At 45.5% G+C, this 19142-nt stretch carries 20 protein-coding genes; 4 read left to right on the forward strand and 16 right to left on the reverse strand.

Annotated elements, in window-relative coordinates; all coding sequences use genetic code 11:
- Positions 1-197: 197 nt before the first annotated feature.
- Positions 198-1886, reverse strand: coding sequence for a DUF3084 domain-containing protein (locus tag JGK22_RS07865; protein ID WP_293176384.1), 1689 nt, complete (start codon positions 1884-1886; stop codon positions 198-200).
- A 77-nt stretch (positions 1887-1963) separates the two neighbouring features.
- Complete coding sequence (ntcA, locus tag JGK22_RS07870; protein WP_293145473.1) at positions 1964-2629, reverse strand: global nitrogen regulator NtcA; 666 nt, start codon at positions 2627-2629, stop codon at positions 1964-1966.
- Between the two features lie 317 nt (positions 2630-2946).
- Here ntcA and fabI point away from each other — a divergent pair, with 317 nt between their 5' ends.
- Positions 2947-3723: an enoyl-ACP reductase FabI gene (gene fabI, locus JGK22_RS07875; protein WP_293130545.1), complete on the forward strand. Its 777-nt coding sequence runs from the start codon at positions 2947-2949 to the stop codon at positions 3721-3723.
- A gap of 147 nt (positions 3724-3870) precedes the next feature.
- A complete protein-coding gene (hisB, locus tag JGK22_RS07880) occupies positions 3871-4533 on the forward strand; it encodes an imidazoleglycerol-phosphate dehydratase HisB (protein WP_366025264.1) in 663 nt (220 codons plus the stop codon).
- Between the two features lie 104 nt (positions 4534-4637).
- On the opposite strand, the gene JGK22_RS07885 is transcribed toward hisB, so the two are convergent.
- Complete coding sequence (locus JGK22_RS07885) at positions 4638-7847, reverse strand: glycoside hydrolase family 15 protein (RefSeq protein WP_293176382.1); 3210 nt, start codon at positions 7845-7847, stop codon at positions 4638-4640.
- A gap of 111 nt (positions 7848-7958) precedes the next feature.
- Between JGK22_RS07885 and JGK22_RS07890 the strand changes: the two genes are divergently transcribed.
- Both JGK22_RS07890 and JGK22_RS07895 read left to right on the forward strand, forming a co-directional pair.
- On the forward strand, positions 7959-8096 hold the full coding sequence (locus JGK22_RS07890) for a hypothetical protein (protein WP_293176380.1): 138 nt from the start codon (positions 7959-7961) through the stop codon (positions 8094-8096).
- Positions 8097-8267: 171 nt separating this feature from the next.
- Positions 8268-8999, forward strand: coding sequence for a WecB/TagA/CpsF family glycosyltransferase (locus JGK22_RS07895; RefSeq protein WP_293176378.1), 732 nt, complete (start codon positions 8268-8270; stop codon positions 8997-8999).
- Positions 9000-9235: 236 nt separating this feature from the next.
- On the opposite strand, the gene JGK22_RS07900 is transcribed toward JGK22_RS07895, so the two are convergent.
- From JGK22_RS07900 to JGK22_RS07960, 13 genes are all read right to left on the reverse strand, one after another.
- Complete coding sequence (locus tag JGK22_RS07900; protein ID WP_293190332.1) at positions 9236-9637, reverse strand: GNAT family N-acetyltransferase; 402 nt, start codon at positions 9635-9637, stop codon at positions 9236-9238.
- A 188-nt stretch (positions 9638-9825) separates the two neighbouring features.
- The gene (locus JGK22_RS07905; protein ID WP_293176376.1) at positions 9826-10908 is read right to left on the reverse strand and encodes a transposase; all 1083 of its coding nucleotides are present in this window, start codon (positions 10906-10908) and stop codon (positions 9826-9828) included.
- Positions 10909-11374: 466 nt separating this feature from the next.
- Positions 11375-12232, reverse strand: coding sequence for a hypothetical protein (locus JGK22_RS07910; protein ID WP_293176372.1), 858 nt, complete (start codon positions 12230-12232; stop codon positions 11375-11377).
- A 245-nt stretch (positions 12233-12477) separates the two neighbouring features.
- Positions 12478-12900 (reverse strand): hypothetical protein, encoded by a 423-nt coding sequence (locus JGK22_RS07915; protein ID WP_293176370.1) that lies wholly within the window; start codon positions 12898-12900, stop codon positions 12478-12480.
- A gap of 108 nt (positions 12901-13008) precedes the next feature.
- Entirely contained in the window at positions 13009-14118 is a 1110-nt protein-coding gene (locus tag JGK22_RS07920; protein WP_293176368.1) for a phosphotransferase, read from the reverse strand.
- Between the two features lie 1120 nt (positions 14119-15238).
- Positions 15239-15772 (reverse strand): dihydrofolate reductase family protein, encoded by a 534-nt coding sequence (locus tag JGK22_RS07925; protein WP_293176366.1) that lies wholly within the window; start codon positions 15770-15772, stop codon positions 15239-15241.
- 43 nt (positions 15773-15815) lie between these two features.
- Positions 15816-16334, reverse strand: coding sequence for a GNAT family N-acetyltransferase (locus JGK22_RS07930; protein WP_293190300.1), 519 nt, complete (start codon positions 16332-16334; stop codon positions 15816-15818).
- A gap of 41 nt (positions 16335-16375) precedes the next feature.
- A complete protein-coding gene (locus JGK22_RS07935; RefSeq protein ID WP_293205882.1) occupies positions 16376-16762 on the reverse strand; it encodes a VOC family protein in 387 nt (128 codons plus the stop codon).
- A 95-nt stretch (positions 16763-16857) separates the two neighbouring features.
- Positions 16858-17337 carry a GNAT family N-acetyltransferase gene (locus JGK22_RS07940; protein WP_293176361.1) on the reverse strand — a complete coding sequence of 160 codons (480 nt, stop codon included), beginning with the start codon at positions 17335-17337 and terminating at the stop codon, positions 16858-16860.
- A gap of 84 nt (positions 17338-17421) precedes the next feature.
- A complete protein-coding gene (locus tag JGK22_RS07945; protein ID WP_293216908.1) occupies positions 17422-17826 on the reverse strand; it encodes a VOC family protein in 405 nt (134 codons plus the stop codon).
- A 56-nt stretch (positions 17827-17882) separates the two neighbouring features.
- Complete coding sequence (locus JGK22_RS07950) at positions 17883-18365, reverse strand: VOC family protein (RefSeq protein WP_293176357.1); 483 nt, start codon at positions 18363-18365, stop codon at positions 17883-17885.
- Between the two features lie 61 nt (positions 18366-18426).
- Positions 18427-18849, reverse strand: coding sequence for a VOC family protein (locus JGK22_RS07955; RefSeq protein WP_293205884.1), 423 nt, complete (start codon positions 18847-18849; stop codon positions 18427-18429).
- 70 nt (positions 18850-18919) lie between these two features.
- The gene (locus JGK22_RS07960) at positions 18920-19039 is read right to left on the reverse strand and encodes a YciI family protein (protein WP_293205888.1); all 120 of its coding nucleotides are present in this window, start codon (positions 19037-19039) and stop codon (positions 18920-18922) included.
- Positions 19040-19142 lie beyond the last annotated feature (103 nt).

The following is a 19142-nucleotide window of genomic DNA, read 5'->3' on the forward strand; positions in this document are numbered from 1 at the left end:
AGCGGTGCGGTGCGTCGCTGTGAGATTGTTGGTGGTGCTTCCAGATTTTTGGTGGCGACATACCCTACGATTGCTATATATATGGCGACACGGATTCCCATGATTTAATGATATGTCAATGGCGCGAAAATGTCAAGCAAAATTGCGGTTCGATCGCCCAAAATATTTCATCAAATTCGATAGATCGATCGCACTTCTTATCTAAGTTTCAAATCTCCTCTACTTGGCTCTTGTTGTCCGGTGCGGAAAACCACGACTCCGTTTGACAGAGCAACTAAATCTATTTTCAGCGGCCCGGCGATGTAAGTGACATCCGCGGCGATCGCCCGAACCTCCAATGGTTTATCGTACTGCTGTAGTCGATCGACAAAACCGCCCAAAGTTTCAATCCGATTGTCCGCAACTTGGACTCTACCGCCGACAACACCAATTAACCGAGCTCGAAATTGACAAGCTTCAATCAATTGCTGCAACTGTTGTCGCACCTGTTCGTCAGGTAAAGCTACGGGATCGACAGCAACCCCTGCAATCACATCTCCAGCGCGGAACACCACTCGATTGATTTCGGCTTCTGCAAATACCTTAATTACCTTTTCTTGTCGCAGGTAATTAGCGCCGGCTACAATCCGCACCACGTAGTCTTTACCGTCTTTGATCTGACTGATTAATTGATCGATTTCCGCCTTAGTAATTTGAATAACCTGCTCTCTAACCTTATTATTTTCCGGCTGCATCAGTTCGACGGTGGTTTTATTTGCTTCTTGCAACAGTCGATCGATCGCGCGGCTTTCCGTACCCGCTTCTTTGATGCTAACAACACCAGCAGCTAAAATTTGACCGCGCCTGATCGCAACTGTTCCCTCGCGGATGGCTTGAAAATCGCGTTCCAAAACTTGCATTTGCTGCTGCAATAAAGTTTGTTGCTGTTCGAGTTGAGCTTGTTGCTGTCCCAGGGTTTCTAAAAGTGCTTCCCTCTCGGCAATTACCTTGTCCCTCTCGACAATTATGCGATCGCGCTGGGCGAGATTTTCCGCACGCTGGGCAATTTCCTTGTCTCGCTCAGCAATTAGCTTGTTGCGATCGACAATTGCCACATTTCGTTTTGTAATTTCTGCCTCTCGCTGGGCAATTTCCTTGTCCCGCTGAGCAATTTGAGTTTTAACCTGCTCTCGCTGCTCGATTAACTGTTGGCGTTCCGCTTGCAGTTGGGCGATTTCCGAGCTCAAAGTCGTTTTTTGCCCTGAAACAGTCTTCAATTGATTCTCAGTGCGATCGAGCTGAACTCTGGTAGTCGATCGCGCCGTTTCCACCAATTTCAATTGTTCTTCTGTCTGAGATTTAGCCGCTTCCACAGTAGCAAGCTGTTCTTCCGTTTGCGATTTAGCCGCTTCTACCTGACTTAACTGCTGTTCAGTTTTAGACTTGGCTGCTTGCACGCTGTTAAGTTGGGCCCGCAGCGAATTTAATTTTGTTTGCGTCTTAGCTTGCTCGGCATTAGCTGCTTGGAGCGATTGATTAATTTGCTCTAAATTGGCTTTAGCTTGGGATTGAGCCGCCAAAGCTTGAGCTAATTCAGTTTCAACTCGATTTTTCTCTTGAGTGGCTTGTTTGATTTCTCTGCGGGCGTTGTTGAGTCTTTTTTGAATCTCGTCTATGCTAAAAACTCCGGTTCGCAGCGGCTTGCTGGTAGCAAATAAAATGCCCAGAGTAATGGCTGACAGGATGCTGCCGGCCATCACTGTCACTACAACAGCGGTATCGCGGGGGCGCAGTTTGAACAAACTCAATCTGGCCTTGCCGACTTTCGTCCCAAGGCGATCGCTAACAGTAGCGATCACGCCGCCCAACACTAACATTACAAATATTAAGATGTATCCAGCAGTCATTCCGATTTCTTATTTTAGATTGTGGATTTTGGATTGAAGAAAGAATCCAAAATCCAAAATCGTATAATTTCTCGGCATCAAGTGAATTGCTGGCTTAAGGCCACCGGATTGTGAACTGTGATCTTTTTCTTGTGGATCGAGATCATTGTTTCTTGTCTGAGATCCCCCAGCAAACGAGTCACAGTTACCCGCGTCGAGCCGATCGCCTCGGCGATCGCCTGATGGGACAGCTTCAAATCAATCGTAATCCCATCCGTACTCGGCACCCCAAAATCCCGGCATAGAATCAGCAAAAAGCTGACGAGTCTCGAACCCATATCTCGGTGTGCCAGCGTTTCGATCATCATCTCGGTTTGCAAAATCCGAGATGACAGTCCCCGAAGCATCACCATCGACAATTCCGGGTCTTCCTTGAGCGCTTTCTCCACTTGTTCGATCGGCAGCGAGATCAATTCCACCGGTGTAAAGGCTACCGCGTGGTAAAACCTATCCGATCTGTGTCCCGTAATCAGAGACAGCACCCCAAATACGCTGTTTTCGCGCAGGAGGGCGACTGTAATTTCTTCCCCTGCTTCGTACACCCTGGAGAGCTTCACAGCGCCTTTAATGAGAACGTAGACGCGCTCAGCCGGATCTCCAGGGAAAAAAATTGTCTTGCCCCGTTCAAAGTTTTCGACAATGGGCGGAAACGCCCCGCCACTGATTTGGCGGAACACGGCTGCTAGCGGTCTATCATGTGTCACGACGAGATCCTTTGTACTAATCAATACTTTGTAACTTGTCGATTAACCTTATTGAGTAAATATACTGCCCAACCTCCAATCTCTAGGGATTCTGTTACTGTCATCTAATGTTAAGGTAAGCACACGCTGTATGATTAAATCTAGCCCTTCTCTTAACTTTTTCAATTCCGCCCCATCTAGCTCCACAGCAAAATTAATATCAATTGTGTCTCAATTGTGTCTGAATCAGTTAAATCTGAATCGGTTGTGTCTAAACTGGCGGGGTTGTCGCATACAGCCAATGAGAACGGTGCTAGTTGCTTCTTAAAAAAATACAGATGATAGATTTGACCGGAAAAAATGCTCTTGTTACGGGCATTGCCAACAATCGCTCGATCGCCTGGGGCATCGCCCAGCAGCTCCACAAAGCTGGGGCTAATCTCGGCATAACTTATTTGAAGGACGAAAAAGGCAAGCACGAGCGCAAAGTCGCTGAACTCGTGGAACCGCTCAATCCCAGTCTGTATCTGCCCTGCAATGTCCAAGACGAAAGCGAAATCGAGTCTACTTTTAAAACGATCGCCGACAAATGGGGCAAGTTAGATGTCCTAGTTCACTGTCTGGCTTTTGCCGGCAAAGACGAACTTTCCGGAGATTTCAGCAACACCTCGCGTCAAGGCTTCTCCAATGCTTTGGATATTAGCGCTTACTCGCTGGTGCGGCTTTGTGCTGCTGCTAAACCGCTGATGGCCGAAGGCGGCAGTATTATCACGCTAACTTATTTGGGCGGTGTGCGGGTAGTTCCTAATTATAATGTCATGGGAATTGCTAAGGCTGCTTTGGAAATGAATGTTCGGTATCTGGCGGCGGAACTCGGCCCGTTAAATATTCGGGTAAATGCCATTTCTTCAGGCCCGATTCGGACTCTGGCTTCGTCAGCAGTTGGCGGCATTCTGGACATGATCCACCACGTTGAGGAAGTGGCACCGCTGCGGCGGACGGTAACTCAGCAGGAAGTGGGAAATGCTGCGGCTTTTCTGTGCAGCAATCTATCTAGCGGGATTACGGGTCAAGTTTTGTATGTCGATGCCGGTTACGAAATCATGGGAATGTAACAGCTTTTAAACAGTTGACAGTTGACAGTTGACAGTTGACAGCGAAGTTTTTAGACAGTTGACAGCAAGATTTGCAAACAGTCAACTGTCAATAACTGTCTTTTGTTCGCTACAAAAGTGTTAATCCCAAATTACTAATTAATTCTAATGAATGACCAATTGCGAATTATGGAAATAATCGATCGCCCGCCTGTACCTCCTCCAATTTCTAGTAACACGATCGCCAGGGCCGCCTTGGTGAAGCGCACAACACTCGAAACGGATGTCACTGTCAGCCTCAATCTCGACGGTTCGGGAACTTGCAAGGCGTCTACAGGAATTCCGTTTTTAGACCATATGTTGCAGCAGATTGCTTCTCACGGATTGATCGATTTGGACGTGCAGGCGATCGGCGATTTGGCGATCGACGACCATCACACGAACGAAGATGTGGGCATTACCTTAGGTCAAACCCTAGCAAAAGCTGTCGGAGATCGATCGGGCATTTCTCGTTTCGGACACTTCATCGCCCCGCTGGATGAAGCATTAATTGAAGTAGTGCTAGATTTTTCGGGAAGGCCTCATTTAAGTTACAACTTGGAAATTCCCACCCAGCGCATCGGTAGTTACGACACCGAGTTAGTGAGAGAGTTTTTTGCTGCGGTGGTGAACCACACTCAAATGACACTGCACGTCAGACAGTTGCAGGGCGGGAATTCTCATCACATTGTCGAAGCCGCGTTTAAGGCATTTGCGCGGGCTCTGCGGATGGCGGTGGCGATCGATCCTCGGCGCGCCAGTCGGATTCCGAGCTCTAAAGGAGTTTTGTAGTTTAGGGGTAGTAACTGCGTCCCAAAAAACAATCAAACAATTAGTGGGGTGGGCTTCGCAGCACCACCCCGAATATGCAATTTAAATTCACAACACCCTACTACCTATCCAAACGTCGTCAAGAATCGGAAAGCATCGAGGACGTGACTCGCACAAACGTAGGGCGAAGTATTGTAAAAACCTTGCCACGCCGCCGCCTTATCTTCATCATACCTGTCCGCTCTTTCCGGGTGTTTTCCTTGCCAATTCAGCCGCACCGCGTGACCGACTAATACATCTAAAACAATGTATTCTTCTACTTTCAATTCTGGATTCCGCTGGGCGATCGCAGCCAACTCCATCAGCGCCTCAATATTTACTTGTCGATATTCCGGTGCCACAATCTTGTTCAGCAAATGCTCGATTTGCAGCGCAAAATTCTTTTCACCCGGCGTCATTTCCGATAAAATAACATCGCTATCTAACCGATTTCGGCGCTCTAATTTGTCGCCAATAATCAAGCCTTTACAGTGCCGCAGCAATCCCCAAACACTCGGATAAAAATCTTTCGGTACGCGATTGACTGCACCTTCCATTTGCCGCTTGCGACGCCATCCTCCCGCAGGCATTTGTGGTTCTTCAAAAACAGGCGCGACTACCCATTCAATATCTTTTTCCGGCTGTTTGACGCGCAGGGATTCTTGCTCTTTGAGGATTTGATTCATTTCCTCGTATTCTGTCAAAACTTGGCGCAGGCGATTTTTGATTTCAAAGGGACTTAGCTGCATTAAATGTTCGTAAGCTTCGTTTTGCGTAACTCCCAATTCGCGGGCTAATTCGCTGGTTAACAACAAAATAAAGTAGCTAACTCTCAGTGTCAGCAGACCTTTAAATAACTGCGGTTCGGCTTTAATTAGGACGCTGAGATAGATAATAACTTCTTGGGTGAGAACTCGATCGCGAACATCTTCTCCGCAGAATTGGCGGATTTTGTCCATCACTTCCATGTAAGAACCAGGCCGCGAAATCACCGAATCTTCGCTGTAGGCTTTCCCCACAGCAATTTGTTTTTGCCTGACCAAAATGTCTGTCACCGCATCCGACAAGCTGATATCAACCTTGTCCAGCAATCCAGCAGCATGGCGGATGACTGCCCATTGGATTTTTGACTGCGAACTTTCTCCAGCTTTTGTATAAACTTCGTTGAGCAAATCCACAACTTTTACTGTTGCTTCGGCGCCTCCAAATCCTGTATCGAAATTTAGTCCTTTTAGTCGAATCAATGTGTGCAGCAGCTCTATTTGTTCGTACAAGTTCTCTGAACCGCGCAGGCTAGCGAGCAGCAATTTAGTATTAGTTTCGCACTCTAGTTTGAATTCTTGCGTGTGACCCAAAGGCCAAGTTTTTTCGGGATTGTAACCGAGATAGCTGCGGGTTTCTATTGCACCTGTTACCGGAGATTCGGTGAATTCAAAATCGTGCATGAAATCAATTCTTTCCGTACCCGCAGTCAGCATTAACTGGTTGAGATTCCCGAGTTTAACTGGCGTGTTTTTGCAGTGTCCGTCCCGGAGTTCTTTCATCAAGTCTAACAATGCTTCCCGGCCGGTTTCCAGCATCGCATGAGTTAACATCAGCGTTACTGTGGGGCGTCCTAACTGATACCAGTGGCGGTGAATGTGAGCGATTTCACTTTGGATTTTAGATACTAGAAAATGGTAGTCTAGGGTTAGGTAAAATTCTTCTCTGTCCAAAAATGAGGGGAGAAATACGATCGCCTCTCCGCGAATTTTGAACACCCGGGAAGTCGTCAAACTCCGCAAACGGCGCACGGGGCGCCCGGTTAAGCCTAGCGGATCGTTGCGTCCAATCTCCGCGTAAATAGCGGATAATTCCTTAGTTTGGCGGACTTGAATTGGTGCTACCTGCTTGGGCGTTTGGGCTGCTATGCCGTTAGCGGCTAATTCTGCTTGCAAATCTTCGTCTTCAGCTAACAGGGCAATTTGCACTAAAGGTTCTCTTTGCTGGCCGACTGACAGATGCCTTCCTAGCGGGTCGATATCCCCCACTGCAATTAATTTCTCGTTCAGCAATTGACCGAGAAAATACAAACTTTGCGCCCAAACTAGGGGAACATTTTCATTGGGTAAGCGCTGCTGGCTGCGGGGATTTAATTTTTCGGCTTCTATATTTACGGCAGGGACATAGTACAATTCTGGTAGTAAAGGTAAACCAGCGCGATCGACTGCCAGAGATGCCAAACGCTCCTGGTACTCTTCGACTTGGGCTTGGTTTCCCTCAAATATGCCGTCCAAGAGCAGATAAGTGAAAAATAGCGGCCACTCGCATTCTATACTATCGAACTGCTTTAATTCTGTCGGTTCGTAATGCAGGCGATCGGCATCTTCTAAAACTGTTTGGTGTCCGTCCCGCAGAAACCGCTTGCAGCCGTAATTTCCCTGTAATTTGTCAATAATTTTATTGCGAGTCCGCGCTACTAATTCTTTGTCTTCCACAGCAAAAGCAGGAAAACTAATCACGCTCAATAAAGCAGCATCTACTTCTTTTGAACTAGATTCGCGAGGCAAAAGCGATTCCAAAGTGATGCGGCTTCTGGCAATTTCATCCGGTAAAACGTGAATTACCGATGCTTGAGAACCGTTAACTCCAAACAAATCCAATCCATTGATTGCTTCCAGCGCTGCTTTTGCCATGCCAACAGAACTGGCATTTAATTCGGCATTGCCGCGATTAATTTTATGACCTCTTTCCCAAATTCCGTAATCGGGAGTGCGGTAAGCTCTGCCAATGTAGTAAACTAAATTTTGGACGAAATTGACTTCATCGATTGTAAAAACTATATGCAATCCCGAAGCCGTCATTTGAGCAAGAATTAACAAAAAGATAGAGGTAGCATCTAACTGCAAATGTCCCCACTCGTCATCGCCGACAACAATGTTTCCGGTTTGAGTATTGTATTTGGCGTGCAGGGCATCTAGGGGCAATTGAGTATTTTTAAAACGTTCGACTTTGTTTGCTTGCTGCATCATCGCAAACATCAAGCCGCGCATTAGTTTGACTGTGCTGTGTTCGAGTTCAAATGTTCTGCCGCGATCGCCATCAATTTTGCGGTAAGCTAAACCCAAACCCCACACTGCCAAAATGCTGTACACGTTATCGCGCACCCAGGCATCGGTGTAGTCGCCGTGGGCGTTAACAGCCGTACTCGCCGGCAGCAAACCGGTTATTGGGTTCTGGCGTTTGAGGATGACGTTTTTGATTTGCTGGTAGTAATAATCTAACCGGGTTTGCCGCTGGGTTGTTGCGATCGCCATTTCGTTTTCCTTAGTTTTCCTGATGCGAGCCGAATTGCGGTGAATAGACTTTTAAATATATCAGAGTTTCTATCATTTCTCAAGTTCTACAAACATAACAAGGTATTTGCCATGTCTAGCCGCAACAACAATAACAACAGCGTTGCTTTCGTAAAGATTGTCTACTCTACAGTGAAAATTAATGGTAAAATTGAACTCGTGCCGATGGAATGGTACGCTGACGGCTCTGTTAAGAAAATTGAACGCTAACGGGCGATCGCGATTTCGACCAAAAACCCGGTTTATCGGCCACAGAATGATGACTTAACAGACTTTTGGTGCCAAAAATCGGGTTTTTTGCGTCCGAGACTTGTCTGAGGGCGATCGCCAAACTAAGCTAATTTAAACAACTAGGTGTGTAGGAATCTCAAAGAAAGAAATATGGATCGATCGCGCCCGCAATTTTCAGTGCTGGGACTACCAGTTCACATATTAGACGATTATGCAGGTTGGCTGATAGAGCGCCTGCATCAAGGGTTAGGGACTCACGTCGTGACGCTGAATGCTGAAATGGCAATGCAAGCCGAACAAAACCCGGCTTTAGCCGATGTAATTCGCTCTGCCGAGCTCGTGATACCCGACGGTTCTGGAGTAGTGCTGTATTTGCGAATGCGCGGCAAATCGGCACAGCGGTTTCCGGGGATTGAACTAGCAGAATCGCTGCTGCAACAGGCCGGAAAATTGCCGAATTCCGAACCAATATTTTTCTTTGGAGGTGCGCCCGGAGTCACGGCGAAGGCGGCGGAAAGTTGGCAGCAAAAAGTTAATCGATTGTCTATTTCTGCTCAACACGGCTATCTTTCTGCTGAGGAAGAAACAGAATTCTGTGAAAGCCTCAAACAAATACAGCCAAAAATTATTTTTGTCGGCTTAGGAGTGCCGCGCCAAGAGTTTTGGATTGCCGAACACCGCCACCTTTGTCCGCAGTCAATTTGGGTGGGAGTTGGCGGCAGTTTTGATATTTGGGCTGGAACAAAAGACCGCGCACCGGCGTGGTTTTGCGACAATCATTTAGAATGGTTGTACCGGCTTTATCAAGAACCTTGGCGCTGGCGCAGGATGTTGGCTTTGCCACAATTTGCCTTGAAAGCTTTAGGCGATTTGCGAGCTTAGAAAGTTCCCAATCAAATCCGGTTTGCGGGTGTTATTGCTGATATTTGCGATCGCCCGCGAACCCGTCTCTACAATAATTGTGGTTAATTTATTTGACAGATCCAGCATATTCTACATGATGATGAAGCACAGGTGATGCAGCGAGTGTTAAAGCGGATGCTCGAAACAACTGGCGAGTCATTGCGGGCGATCGATCGCACCTGTTGACCTTGCTACAAAAATCCTCATCAATTCCATCAACGATTGGCAGAATCTCGATCGATCTGCCAGAGCCAGATTGTACCTAATTGAGAATGAACAACATCGGACACAAACCGCATCCCCACCTTCTGTAGTACCCGATTGGAAGCATTAGCTTCACCCAGAGTATGAGCGTTGACTGCTCGCACTTCCTCGCGATCGAAAGCATAGTCAATTAGCCCCTGTACTGCCTCAGTTGCCAATCCGCGATTCCAGTATTCGGCAGCTATTTCATAACCAATTTCTACAATGCCCGACTCATTTGGTTCACCTTTGAAACCTCCATTACCCACAAGCACTGCCTGTTGCGGGTGAATAAACAAATATCCATTCCAACCATTAGGAAGCGGTAAGGATTCATCCTCAGGGAGGGAAAATGCTTGATACTCCCCACTGATGAATCAGGGGGATTCTTGACTAAGACCACAAAGGGACTTTCAAAGGCGTTATCAAAGCACCTCTACTGACTCCCTTGAGACTTATCCCCAAGGTTGCCGCTACTTTTCGACCAATATTCGCTGCCCCATTGCAGTCTGCATTAATCAACAAACCTTCAAGAGTACGATACAATCCGCGCTTAACTCGTTTACCACAAGGTTGCCACCCACGAAAGTTTTTCGCAGAATTTAGGTAGCAAATCAAGGTCAATAAATGAAGCCTTGGAAGTATACGACTCTTCCGTTTCTACAAACTTAATCCCGTATTCTTCACACAGTTTAGCAATTCTATTCTTGAGTCTACCCGTCGGAATTTGCACAAAATTCTGATTGGTTTGAGAGCCAAGATTAATAGCATTCTTCATGCCAGCATTCCAACCAAATATAACAGTACCAAGATTGTTGCTTAAGCAATGATTTATCACTTTTCGAGCTGCTTTATTAATAGCATCTCGCATCGTCCGATTGCGATTTTCTGTCAAACGCGCCAGTCGTTTTGACCAATAACCATTTGCCTTCCCTGACATCAAAAAAGCAACACGCTTATTGTATCCTTGATTGAGCGACTTCAAATGTAACCCATCAACGATCAAGCTAGTTCCTATATTACTAACACAAGTTAGCCAGTTGTTCATTCCGTGGTCGATCATCAAAGCTTTAGATGGGTCTACATCTGCTTGGATATCTGCCGTTTTGTAGACTAATTCCAAATAGAAGCAGCCGTTTCTAGGTAGGATTCGATATTCTCTGATTGCTTTGTCGTCTAAGTTTGTAGGCCAAGGTAGATAAAAAGCATCCAATCCGAACCAGGCTTTAACTTTAGTACCCAGCGGAAATCTCAAAAGTCCGTCTTTAAGTCGAACGGAGCGACCTGTATAAGTCACCAAAGCTAGACCACCTTGTCGATAATTAGGTAATCTAGGTCTTTGAGTTACCGTCCCTTTTTTGATGCCTTCTAGAAGTCCAATATAGGATTTAAAAGACTCGGCGACAGTAGTTAAAATCTGCTGTGCCGTGTCCGAATAGAATGCCTTGTAATGCAGATTTTGATTCTCCGTGCCTAACACTTTGTGTAACTCTGCCCTCGTCGGTATTTTACCAGTCTTGAAGTACATCTGTCGAGCATAATAAATTCCGCAATTCGTCAATTTTGATGACTCACTGCACAGGAATTCTAGAATTGCTTTGAGATTATTATCGGGACTAATGAGATTTTGTTGACATCCAAACATTTCTATTTCCTCCTGATTATTAGATTAGCATAGCAATCTTATTTAAGGTGGGATTTTGCCAATAAAAAACATTTTGTAGGCGACTATGAAAAGATTTATTCTCAAAAAAGATGTAGGCGACTAAATAAGTCGCAGCCGCGTTCCTCCCCATGTCTAAAGCCCGGGGCTTCCCGCTCGTTTTCGGTGAGGGAACTGCGGCCAGTTATTAGGTACTGTGACTTGCAAAAGTTCTGCCAGCTCGCTTTTACTGCTCAAAAAAGCCTTGATGTGTATCCGTTCGACGGGGAGTAGTTGCAGATTAGTCGTCTCAATCATGGTTCTGCCTTCTCGATCGATATTTGATTGGAAATTTAATTCAAATATGACTTACGCAACAAAAACACTTTTATTTTTATTGTATTTTAAAATCGTCATATAGCAAGGCCTCCAGAATCTTTTTAGGAGAGGTTTATTAAAGTGATTTTCGTTATTTAGCTGCGACTCTAAGTTGGAGAGCGGTTTTATTTCCTTTTTTTGCTGGGTACCGAAGAGCATGGCGGATGAGCCATTTGACTTCATTAGAGGCACCGTTTAGCCAACGATCGCAAATTGCAAATACCTGTTCGGGGTGGTCTTTGGCAATATCGCCCAGATTGTTGGCGACACTGCGACGCACGTAAAGGCTGCGATCGTCCTTCAGGGCATCAAGGATTGGGAATACGGGGGCTGGGTTGGCGATGAAAGCGGGGATTCGCGTTCCCCAAGGAAGTCTGGATCGCGTACCTTCAGAACAAAGACGACGGACATGGGGGTCTGGATCCGATGTCCAATCAAGCAGTTGCGAAAGGGTGCGATATTGTTGTTGAATTAGAAACGGTCGTATGGAAAACTCCGCACTAAACCGTTTGGTAAGTTCGTATTGGGCAAGCATGGATATTTCAAACGGATCTTGTCCATCATTATCTTTTAGTTCTATACCATACTTAGCAATGAAACAAATATGAGGAAGATAAAAAAATACTGCTAGTTTGAGTCCATCTGTTTGAGTTAGTGGCGGTGTCAAAGAAGCCACAAGTATCTCAATAGCTGTCGCATATTTATCAGGCAAACATTGACGGAGTGCTAATGCCAGATGTCGGCCGCGTTCCATAAGTTCAAGCGAATCCAATCCATCTAACGCAACCTGACGAAACGATTTTTCATCAAATTGCGGGTACGCGAGCAAGATATTGTGTGCCAAACAATCAACTGCTTCTGACCCAAGCAGATGCTTCAGAGGAACTCCCTTCTGAATTGAACTCGGCGCGGTGGGAATGCGCGGCATATCAATTGCGGTATGTTTCATTCAACGATCGGCAAAAAGGTGGAATTTATATCTAACTATCCCGCTTACTAAACGCAGGCAATTTCCCTGAATGTCATGACTAAAGCGTAGATTTTATCGAGCCATTTGCTCGATCGCTCTTACAAATCGCGCTGTTTTCATATTGTGCAAAGCCTCGTTCAACAAGACTTTTCCAACCAGTAGTTTTGCTTCAGAATCATCCAGCTAGAACTTTTTCTGCACTATTAATCTAATCTATTTTCTGGTTAATAAAACATGGTGCGAACCTGCCATAGATACCAGGCCGCCCACAGCGAGAACATAGCAAACGGCGAAAATAGCAGGGTGCCAAAACGAATAGACTTAGCATTCAGTTCGCGGATCAGAATGAACGTAAAAGAGTACCAATAAAGCACGTTTGCCATTTGTGCCGCTAGCCAACCAATTTCCCTGCCATTGTAAAGCCAAAAACAACCCACAATCAACAGAGGTACAGACCATAAAAGATCCGCAACTCCCAACCCGTAAGTCACGATTAGGTCAACACGTTCTGCTTCTGTCTCGACAACCGATGGACGGGGCAGCCGCAGGAAAGCAAATATCCAGAAACCCAAGTGCAGTAAGGCTGCAATCCCATTCACCGTTGCAATCAGTTTGATTCCAAAATCTGTGATTTCTTGATTTTGCATTGCTGTGGAAATCAATGTGCTACCCCTTAATCGCGATCTATGGAACTGTTTTGCTCTCAAGAGATGGAATCTGAATTCACAGAGTTAGGTTGCGAACATCATATCTTATTATGCCATTTGCTCGATCGCTCTTACAAATCGCGCTGTTTTCATATTGTGCAAAGCCTCGTTCAACAAGACTTTTCCAAACAATAGTTTTCCTTCATAGGAATTAAGCGAAACTTCACCAGCCCCAAGTTGCCAGCAAAATTGTCTGTAACCAGGCGTATCCATGCTGCTGTCATGGACGAAATTGGGGGGACGCAACGCCGCAGCAAACTTCATAAACGGTAGCGCGTAGAAAATGTGACAAACTTGCTGCATCAGGAACAAGCGATCGCGCTTGCAGTCATCCAGTGCGTCACCGAAGTATGCCTTTAGATAGATGTTTTCCTGCTTTTCGGTGGTGACAAAGCTATTGGCAAGGATCGCCAAATCCACATAGCGATCGCTCCCAAAGGCTCCCTCCCAATCAATAACCCAGAATTTATTGCCATCAAAAAGAATATTGTGTGGGTTCAAATCGTTGTGACTTGAGACTAAATCGCGATCGTGACGCGGATAAACCATCTGGATTTCTGAGTAATATTTGAAAACTTCTGCTGTTGCAGTTTCTGGCAATACTTTTGAAGCCTTAAACTCCTGAATAAAACCGTCAATGCCATCCATGAAATTCACGAATTTTGGAAAAAGCGAGGTAGCATGAATCGATTCAATCATTTTTGCGAATTCTGCCAGCAAATCATCTCGCGAGCCAACATATTTCGACAAAGGTACAGCTTCGATAAAGTCGGTAATTGCTAAAGCATCTTCCGTGCTGAAATAATAAACCTGTGGTGAAATGCCAGCTTCTGCGGCCAAATTCATGCAAGCATATTGCCGAACGGGATCGCTGAGCGGATCGATCTGCATAATCAGCCTTAATACATAAGCTTTACCATTCACGGTAATTTTATAAACCAGCGCTGAGGAGAACCCTCCAGTTAGAAGCTGGATACTTTCGACATTTCTGGTATTAAAAGCAGTTTGAATTGCTGTTTCAACTGCTTCGAGTTTTGCTTCTGGGATCGATGATTTCAAAGTAGAGTTTGGCATAAAATCCTCAACGAATTTACATTCCTGGAAAACAACTTTGACAACCGTACCCTTCACCCCTGAAAATGCGATTGAGTTGACCATTCTGTATTCCTAGAACTCAAAGCTAGTGCCTTCATACTCAGAGCACGTTTGACAATAACTTTGTCGGCGCCATTACCATTGATCTCAATTGTTCCAAGCAAGCTGTAGGGCAGCGCCCAAGGAAACTCATAACAGCCTGAGTGTTTTCAAGCCGTTAACCATACCGCTGCAAATCCGATTCGATTTCGATTGCGAGATTTTGATGCGGTTGCATCACTGACATTTTCCTGTCTGACCTCACCAAATATTCCTGGTAATCAGTCTCAATTGAGACGATCGCCTGAATAGATATAATCACCGTCCTCACGGGGTACTAATTTTCCGTTAACAATACATGGGGATTTTACCAAATGTCAACAGTCCCTATCGATATTAGGCAAACTCTGCTTTTGAAGCAGCAGGAGATTGGGATAGAGAGCAGGGCTGATTCCTTCTAAAATTTTCCAATCTCTCTAACCCTTATGTTATGAGGCGTTGGGTAGATCTTTCTGTAGCAGGCTTAGCAAATTATTAAAAACTCCTGTTTTCCTTGCTACTAAAAGCTTTGTCCAGATTTAAATCGTAAATTGATATTAGAATAAATCAGCCCTGGGATAGAGAGGGGCTTGACTGATAGCAATCGCGGGAGTTCGTCGGCTTTCATCAAACTTCTGGTTGTGGACAGAGGCTTTGAGCCCACCCGATTGCTGCTGTGGAGTTTGCTCAAAGATATTCTACAATAAAGAATGAATTTTGACCTTGAAAATTCCCTTGACCTGTACTAATTCAAGAACAGGAAAACTGACTGACGATAAGACTGTATTCTGAGGAGATTCCTATCTGGTACATCTGAGATTGTTTGTTGCTGAAACGGATTGCCAACAATTACATTCATTATTAGGACTGTCACCATCGTCTGCTTAATACAATTTTTCGCCAGCATGGGTTTCACAAAACTTTCCTCAGACTCAAATTGAGTTGGCATTCAAAGTTGTTGTTAACCGTCGCTATCCCGATGCAATTGGTACGCCTCTAATCATTTTAAAGCTAGACATCACTCGATCAATAAAACCTGTACTGATTCCTCAGCAGAATTAAATGCGAACTTTGCTCATGTGAAAGCTTCCTTTGTCTGTATTTTTTATTTACTTTTATATTTGGTGTATCTTACTTGAACTAACTCGGTCGGATACTTCTGTACTTCTATTAACTTTAATTTCATCTCCATGGGAGATGGCAAGAATAAGGGAATTCCTTCGCCTAACATGATAGGTGCGATCGACAGAATATATTCATCAATCAGTTGACATTGGAGGAATGAGGCGATTAATTCTGCACCTCCAACTAGCCAAATTCGTTTGAGTCCTTGCAACTCCATTTCGTGCAGAAATCGATCGGGCGTTGCGGAGGTAAATAACACATCATCGCGATCGGGCGATCGGCTTTGCTGGGTAAAAACGTAGGATGGCTTGCCGGGATGGGGCCACTCGCCAAAGCTCAACACCTGTTCGTAGGTTTTGCGTCCCATCGCCAATCCATCGATCGATCGATAAAACTCACCATACCCGTGGTCAGTTTCGTCCGTCTCAAAAGCTGTAAGCCAATCAATACTGCCGTCTTTACGAGCAATATAACCGTCCAGACTGGTTGCAATATAAAGTACGATTTTTGTCATTGATTAACCTCCTTTCCAGGGCGATGCTTGTGCAACGAACAAGTCATTGAGCGTTATTCTCATTACTGGGGTGCCAATCTGCCCGGTTCAGGCGATAAACAAAACAGTCATCGTCACCAAACTGTCGCGGTTCAACAAATTGAAAGCCAAGACGTTCGTAGAAGCGGTGGGCGCGGGTATTGCTGGCCAGTGGATCGATGAGTACAGCCGTCACAGCAGAGTCGGCGAAACATCGAGTCAGTGCAAGCTGCATCATTTGTGTGCCATAGCCTTTGCCCAAATCTGTCTCTTCTCCAATCCAAATGTCGATCGCACGTAGATTCGCTGGAACATCGCCCCAGTAGTGACTATCCTCAAGTGCTGGATCGATAATCTGAATAAATCCGATCGCACGGCCATCAATTTCAGCAATTAATTGCTCCCTCCAGTCGGGAGTGCGATCGAGTTCTATTTCCCAACCCCAATCATCGTTAGGATCTGCGTCAATCACATGAGGTTGCTCATCCCAATGTCGCAGTAGAGCTAAATCAGCGGAGGTGGCGGAGCGGAGGTTTATCATCATTCATTACTTTTGAAATTTTATTTTCACTGCCTTGATTAATGTTAAACAGGAAAATGACATACTGCTTCCATATTATGTCCATCTGGATCTAAAACAAAAGCACCATAATAATCAGGATGATAGTGAGTTCGCAAACCCGGAGTACCATTGTCTCGCCCCCCTGCTGCTAGCGCTGCTGTGTAAAAAGCCTGAACCATCTCATGAGTTTCTGCGCGGAAAGCAATATGAATTCTAGGGGTATTTACCTCTCCCTGTGTAATCCAGAAATCGGGCTTTCCGTCTATTCCAAAACCTGCCAGAGATATAGAACCAGTCACAGAAGCATCAAACTCTTTCAGCAATTGATAACCAAGTGGAGCTAAGGCTTTGGTGTAAAAATCTTTGCTTTTCTCGAAATTACTAATGTTAATACCAGTATGGTCAATCATCAATTTTTCCTACTATATTATCGCTTATTTATCTTGTGAAGAAGTAACCAGATCGACGAGTTCAATGACAATAACGTTCCACCCGATCGACAAATCTACAGCTTTTTGAAGTATCTGGCGATCGGTAACAGCCCGAAACCCGCCTTTTCATAGGTGCGACGTGCTGCGGCATGACCTGGATCGCCTCCGGTTTCGACCATTGCAACAGACATCCCCGCATCTTTCATCCAATTTACAGCGAATTCTGTCAGAGCGGAGCCAATGCCACGACCTTGAAAGTCTGGATCGACAGCGATCATGTAAATTTCACCCATGCTGCTTTCCGAATCGAGTTTCACGGCGACAAAGCCCACGGTGGAACCTGCATCAATAGCAACCCAGACATTTGTATCCTCCGCAGCGCAGACACCTTCGACAGCCTCTTGCTGGCTGACGCGCCAACCATCGGGATAGAAACTCTGGTAGACATCCAGATCCATCGCTTTCTGAATCGAATCAAATACCGGAGTCCATGCCCGAAGAGAAAGGCGAATGATTGCATCCAGTTGTTGAGCGTCGTAAGGTTCAATCCGCATTTGCATCATCATCTCAAAGGTTGTAACCAGTGTATTACATTTGTAATGGCGATCGCAATCTTTCTTCCATTGTGAACGCAGTGACTATTGGTTTACTGCGCTTGGTTCCATGTAGACAAGTTCCCAAATGTGACAATCTAAGTCTTGAAATCCATGGGAATACATAAACCCGTGGTCTTGTGGTTCATTATAGGTTGTTCCACCAGCGGCGATCGCCCGCTCAACCATTTCATCAACTTCTTTTCGACTCTCAGTAGATAAACACACCAGCACTTCTGTGCTTTTGGTGGCATCACAAATTGCTTTGGGCGTAAAAGTCTTGAACTTTTCGTAAGTCAAAAGCATGACGAATATGTCGTCGCTGACAATCATGCAAGTGGCTGTCTCGTCAGTAAACTGAGGATTGAAGGTGAAGCCGAGTTTAGTAAAAAAGTCAATAGATCGATCGAGCTTTTTTACGGGCAGATTGACGAAAATTTTAGTAGCCACGGTCTTCTCCTTTTGTTGTTTTATGGGAAAGTAAATGGTAGTTGTTGCGTTGTTGGCTATTGCTGGTTGTAGGCTTGCTGCAAGCGAGCAACATCAATCTTGCTCATTGCGAACAGGGCTTGCATCACGCGCGTCGCCTTGTCGGCATCCTTGTCCTTCAGCATTTCTGTGAGCGATCGCGGTACGATTTGCCAAGATAGCCCGAACTTGTCTTTGAGCCAGCCGCACTGACTTTCACTTCCACCTGCGGACAACTGGCTCCACAGCGTGTCAACTTCTTCTTGTGTCTCGCAGTCCACACTGAGGGAAATGGCTTCAGTGAATGGGAATTGCGGCCCACCGTTGAGTGCCTGAAACTGCTGCCCTTCAATTTCAAACAGCAGGGTAAGCAGTTTGCCTTTGTGTTCGGGTATGGCATCGCCGTAGTGCGAAACTTCCAAAATCTTGCTGTTATTGAAAATGCTCAGGTAGTAATTGACAGCCTCTTCGGCATTAAAGTTAAACCAGAGGCATGGTGTGATTTTTTGACTGTTTTGCATGGTGTTTCTACTAATCGTTCTAGTGGCGGAAGTGACGGAAACAGTTAAGCCTCTCTTTGATTTAGGCAGCTTTCTCGCAATTCACCATCCACGGTATACCGAACTGATCGACGAGCATTCCAAACCGAAAAGCCCAAAAAGTTTGCCCGAATGGCATCTTCACTGTGCCATTTTCAGCGAGGGCGTGAAAGATACGTTCCGCCTCTGTTGGATCGTCGATCGCGATTTGTACAGAAAAGCCTTTGGTTTCTTCAAAAAACTTAGGCGGACAATCAGAACCCATCAAGCGATACGCTCCGAATTCCATACACGCGTGCATAATTTTGTCAAGCCAATCAGTAGATAATTCACAGGGTTTTGGTTCCGCAGTTGGCGCATCCGCGTTAGTGAGCATTGTGACGATTTTGCCCCCAAAACATTGCTCGTAAAACTTGAAAGCTGCCTCGCAGTTACCGTTGAAAAAGAGATAAGGATTGAGTTGCATGGCTTGCTCCTGTTTGTTGAGTTTTAGGCGTTATCTTTTGCACTCAAATTGTCTTTAAGAAGTGCAAAAGCTAATTCTTAGGTAATCCCGCGACCTCAATTACTGGTCTGATTTCGATCGTGCCGGCGCGCGCCCCTGGAATGCGGGCGGCGATCGCGATCGCCTCGTCGAGATCCTGGGCATCAACCAGGAAGAACCGCTCGTAAAAACCTGGACAAAGCTACCCAAAAGTAGTCAATGTTAGACATCTACGTTAGTAATTTTAGTCCACAGTCCTAAAACTACAGGAATAA

Source organism: Microcoleus sp. PH2017_08_TRC_O_A, from assembly GCF_020738665.1.
Classification (GTDB): domain Bacteria; phylum Cyanobacteriota; class Cyanobacteriia; order Cyanobacteriales; family Microcoleaceae; genus Microcoleus.

Excerpts from the sequence above, each read along its gene's own strand:
- JGK22_RS07865 (WP_293176384.1), bottom strand. The coding sequence starts at position 1,886 with ATGACTGCTGGATACATCTTAATATTTGTAATGTTAGTGTTGGGCGGC.
- fabI (WP_293130545.1), top strand. The coding sequence starts at position 2,947 with ATGATAGATTTGACCGGAAAAAATGCTCTTGTTACGGGCATTGCCAAC.
- hisB (WP_366025264.1), top strand. The coding sequence starts at position 3,871 with ATGAATGACCAATTGCGAATTATGGAAATAATCGATCGCCCGCCTGTA.
- JGK22_RS07885 (WP_293176382.1), bottom strand. The coding sequence starts at position 7,847 with ATGGCGATCGCAACAACCCAGCGGCAAACCCGGTTAGATTATTACTAC.
- JGK22_RS07890 (WP_293176380.1), top strand. The coding sequence starts at position 7,959 with ATGTCTAGCCGCAACAACAATAACAACAGCGTTGCTTTCGTAAAGATT.
- JGK22_RS07895 (WP_293176378.1), top strand. The coding sequence starts at position 8,268 with ATGGATCGATCGCGCCCGCAATTTTCAGTGCTGGGACTACCAGTTCAC.
- JGK22_RS07905 (WP_293176376.1), bottom strand. The coding sequence starts at position 10,908 with ATGTTTGGATGTCAACAAAATCTCATTAGTCCCGATAATAATCTCAAA.
- JGK22_RS07910 (WP_293176372.1), bottom strand. The coding sequence starts at position 12,232 with ATGAAACATACCGCAATTGATATGCCGCGCATTCCCACCGCGCCGAGT.
- JGK22_RS07915 (WP_293176370.1), bottom strand. The coding sequence starts at position 12,900 with ATGCAAAATCAAGAAATCACAGATTTTGGAATCAAACTGATTGCAACG.
- JGK22_RS07920 (WP_293176368.1), bottom strand. The coding sequence starts at position 14,118 with ATGGTCAACTCAATCGCATTTTCAGGGGTGAAGGGTACGGTTGTCAAA.
- JGK22_RS07925 (WP_293176366.1), bottom strand. The coding sequence starts at position 15,772 with ATGACAAAAATCGTACTTTATATTGCAACCAGTCTGGACGGTTATATT.
- JGK22_RS07930 (WP_293190300.1), bottom strand. The coding sequence starts at position 16,334 with ATGATGATAAACCTCCGCTCCGCCACCTCCGCTGATTTAGCTCTACTG.
- JGK22_RS07935 (WP_293205882.1), bottom strand. The coding sequence starts at position 16,762 with ATGATTGACCATACTGGTATTAACATTAGTAATTTCGAGAAAAGCAAA.
- JGK22_RS07940 (WP_293176361.1), bottom strand. The coding sequence starts at position 17,337 with ATGCGGATTGAACCTTACGACGCTCAACAACTGGATGCAATCATTCGC.
- JGK22_RS07950 (WP_293176357.1), bottom strand. The coding sequence starts at position 18,365 with ATGCAAAACAGTCAAAAAATCACACCATGCCTCTGGTTTAACTTTAAT.
- JGK22_RS07955 (WP_293205884.1), bottom strand. The coding sequence starts at position 18,849 with ATGCAACTCAATCCTTATCTCTTTTTCAACGGTAACTGCGAGGCAGCT.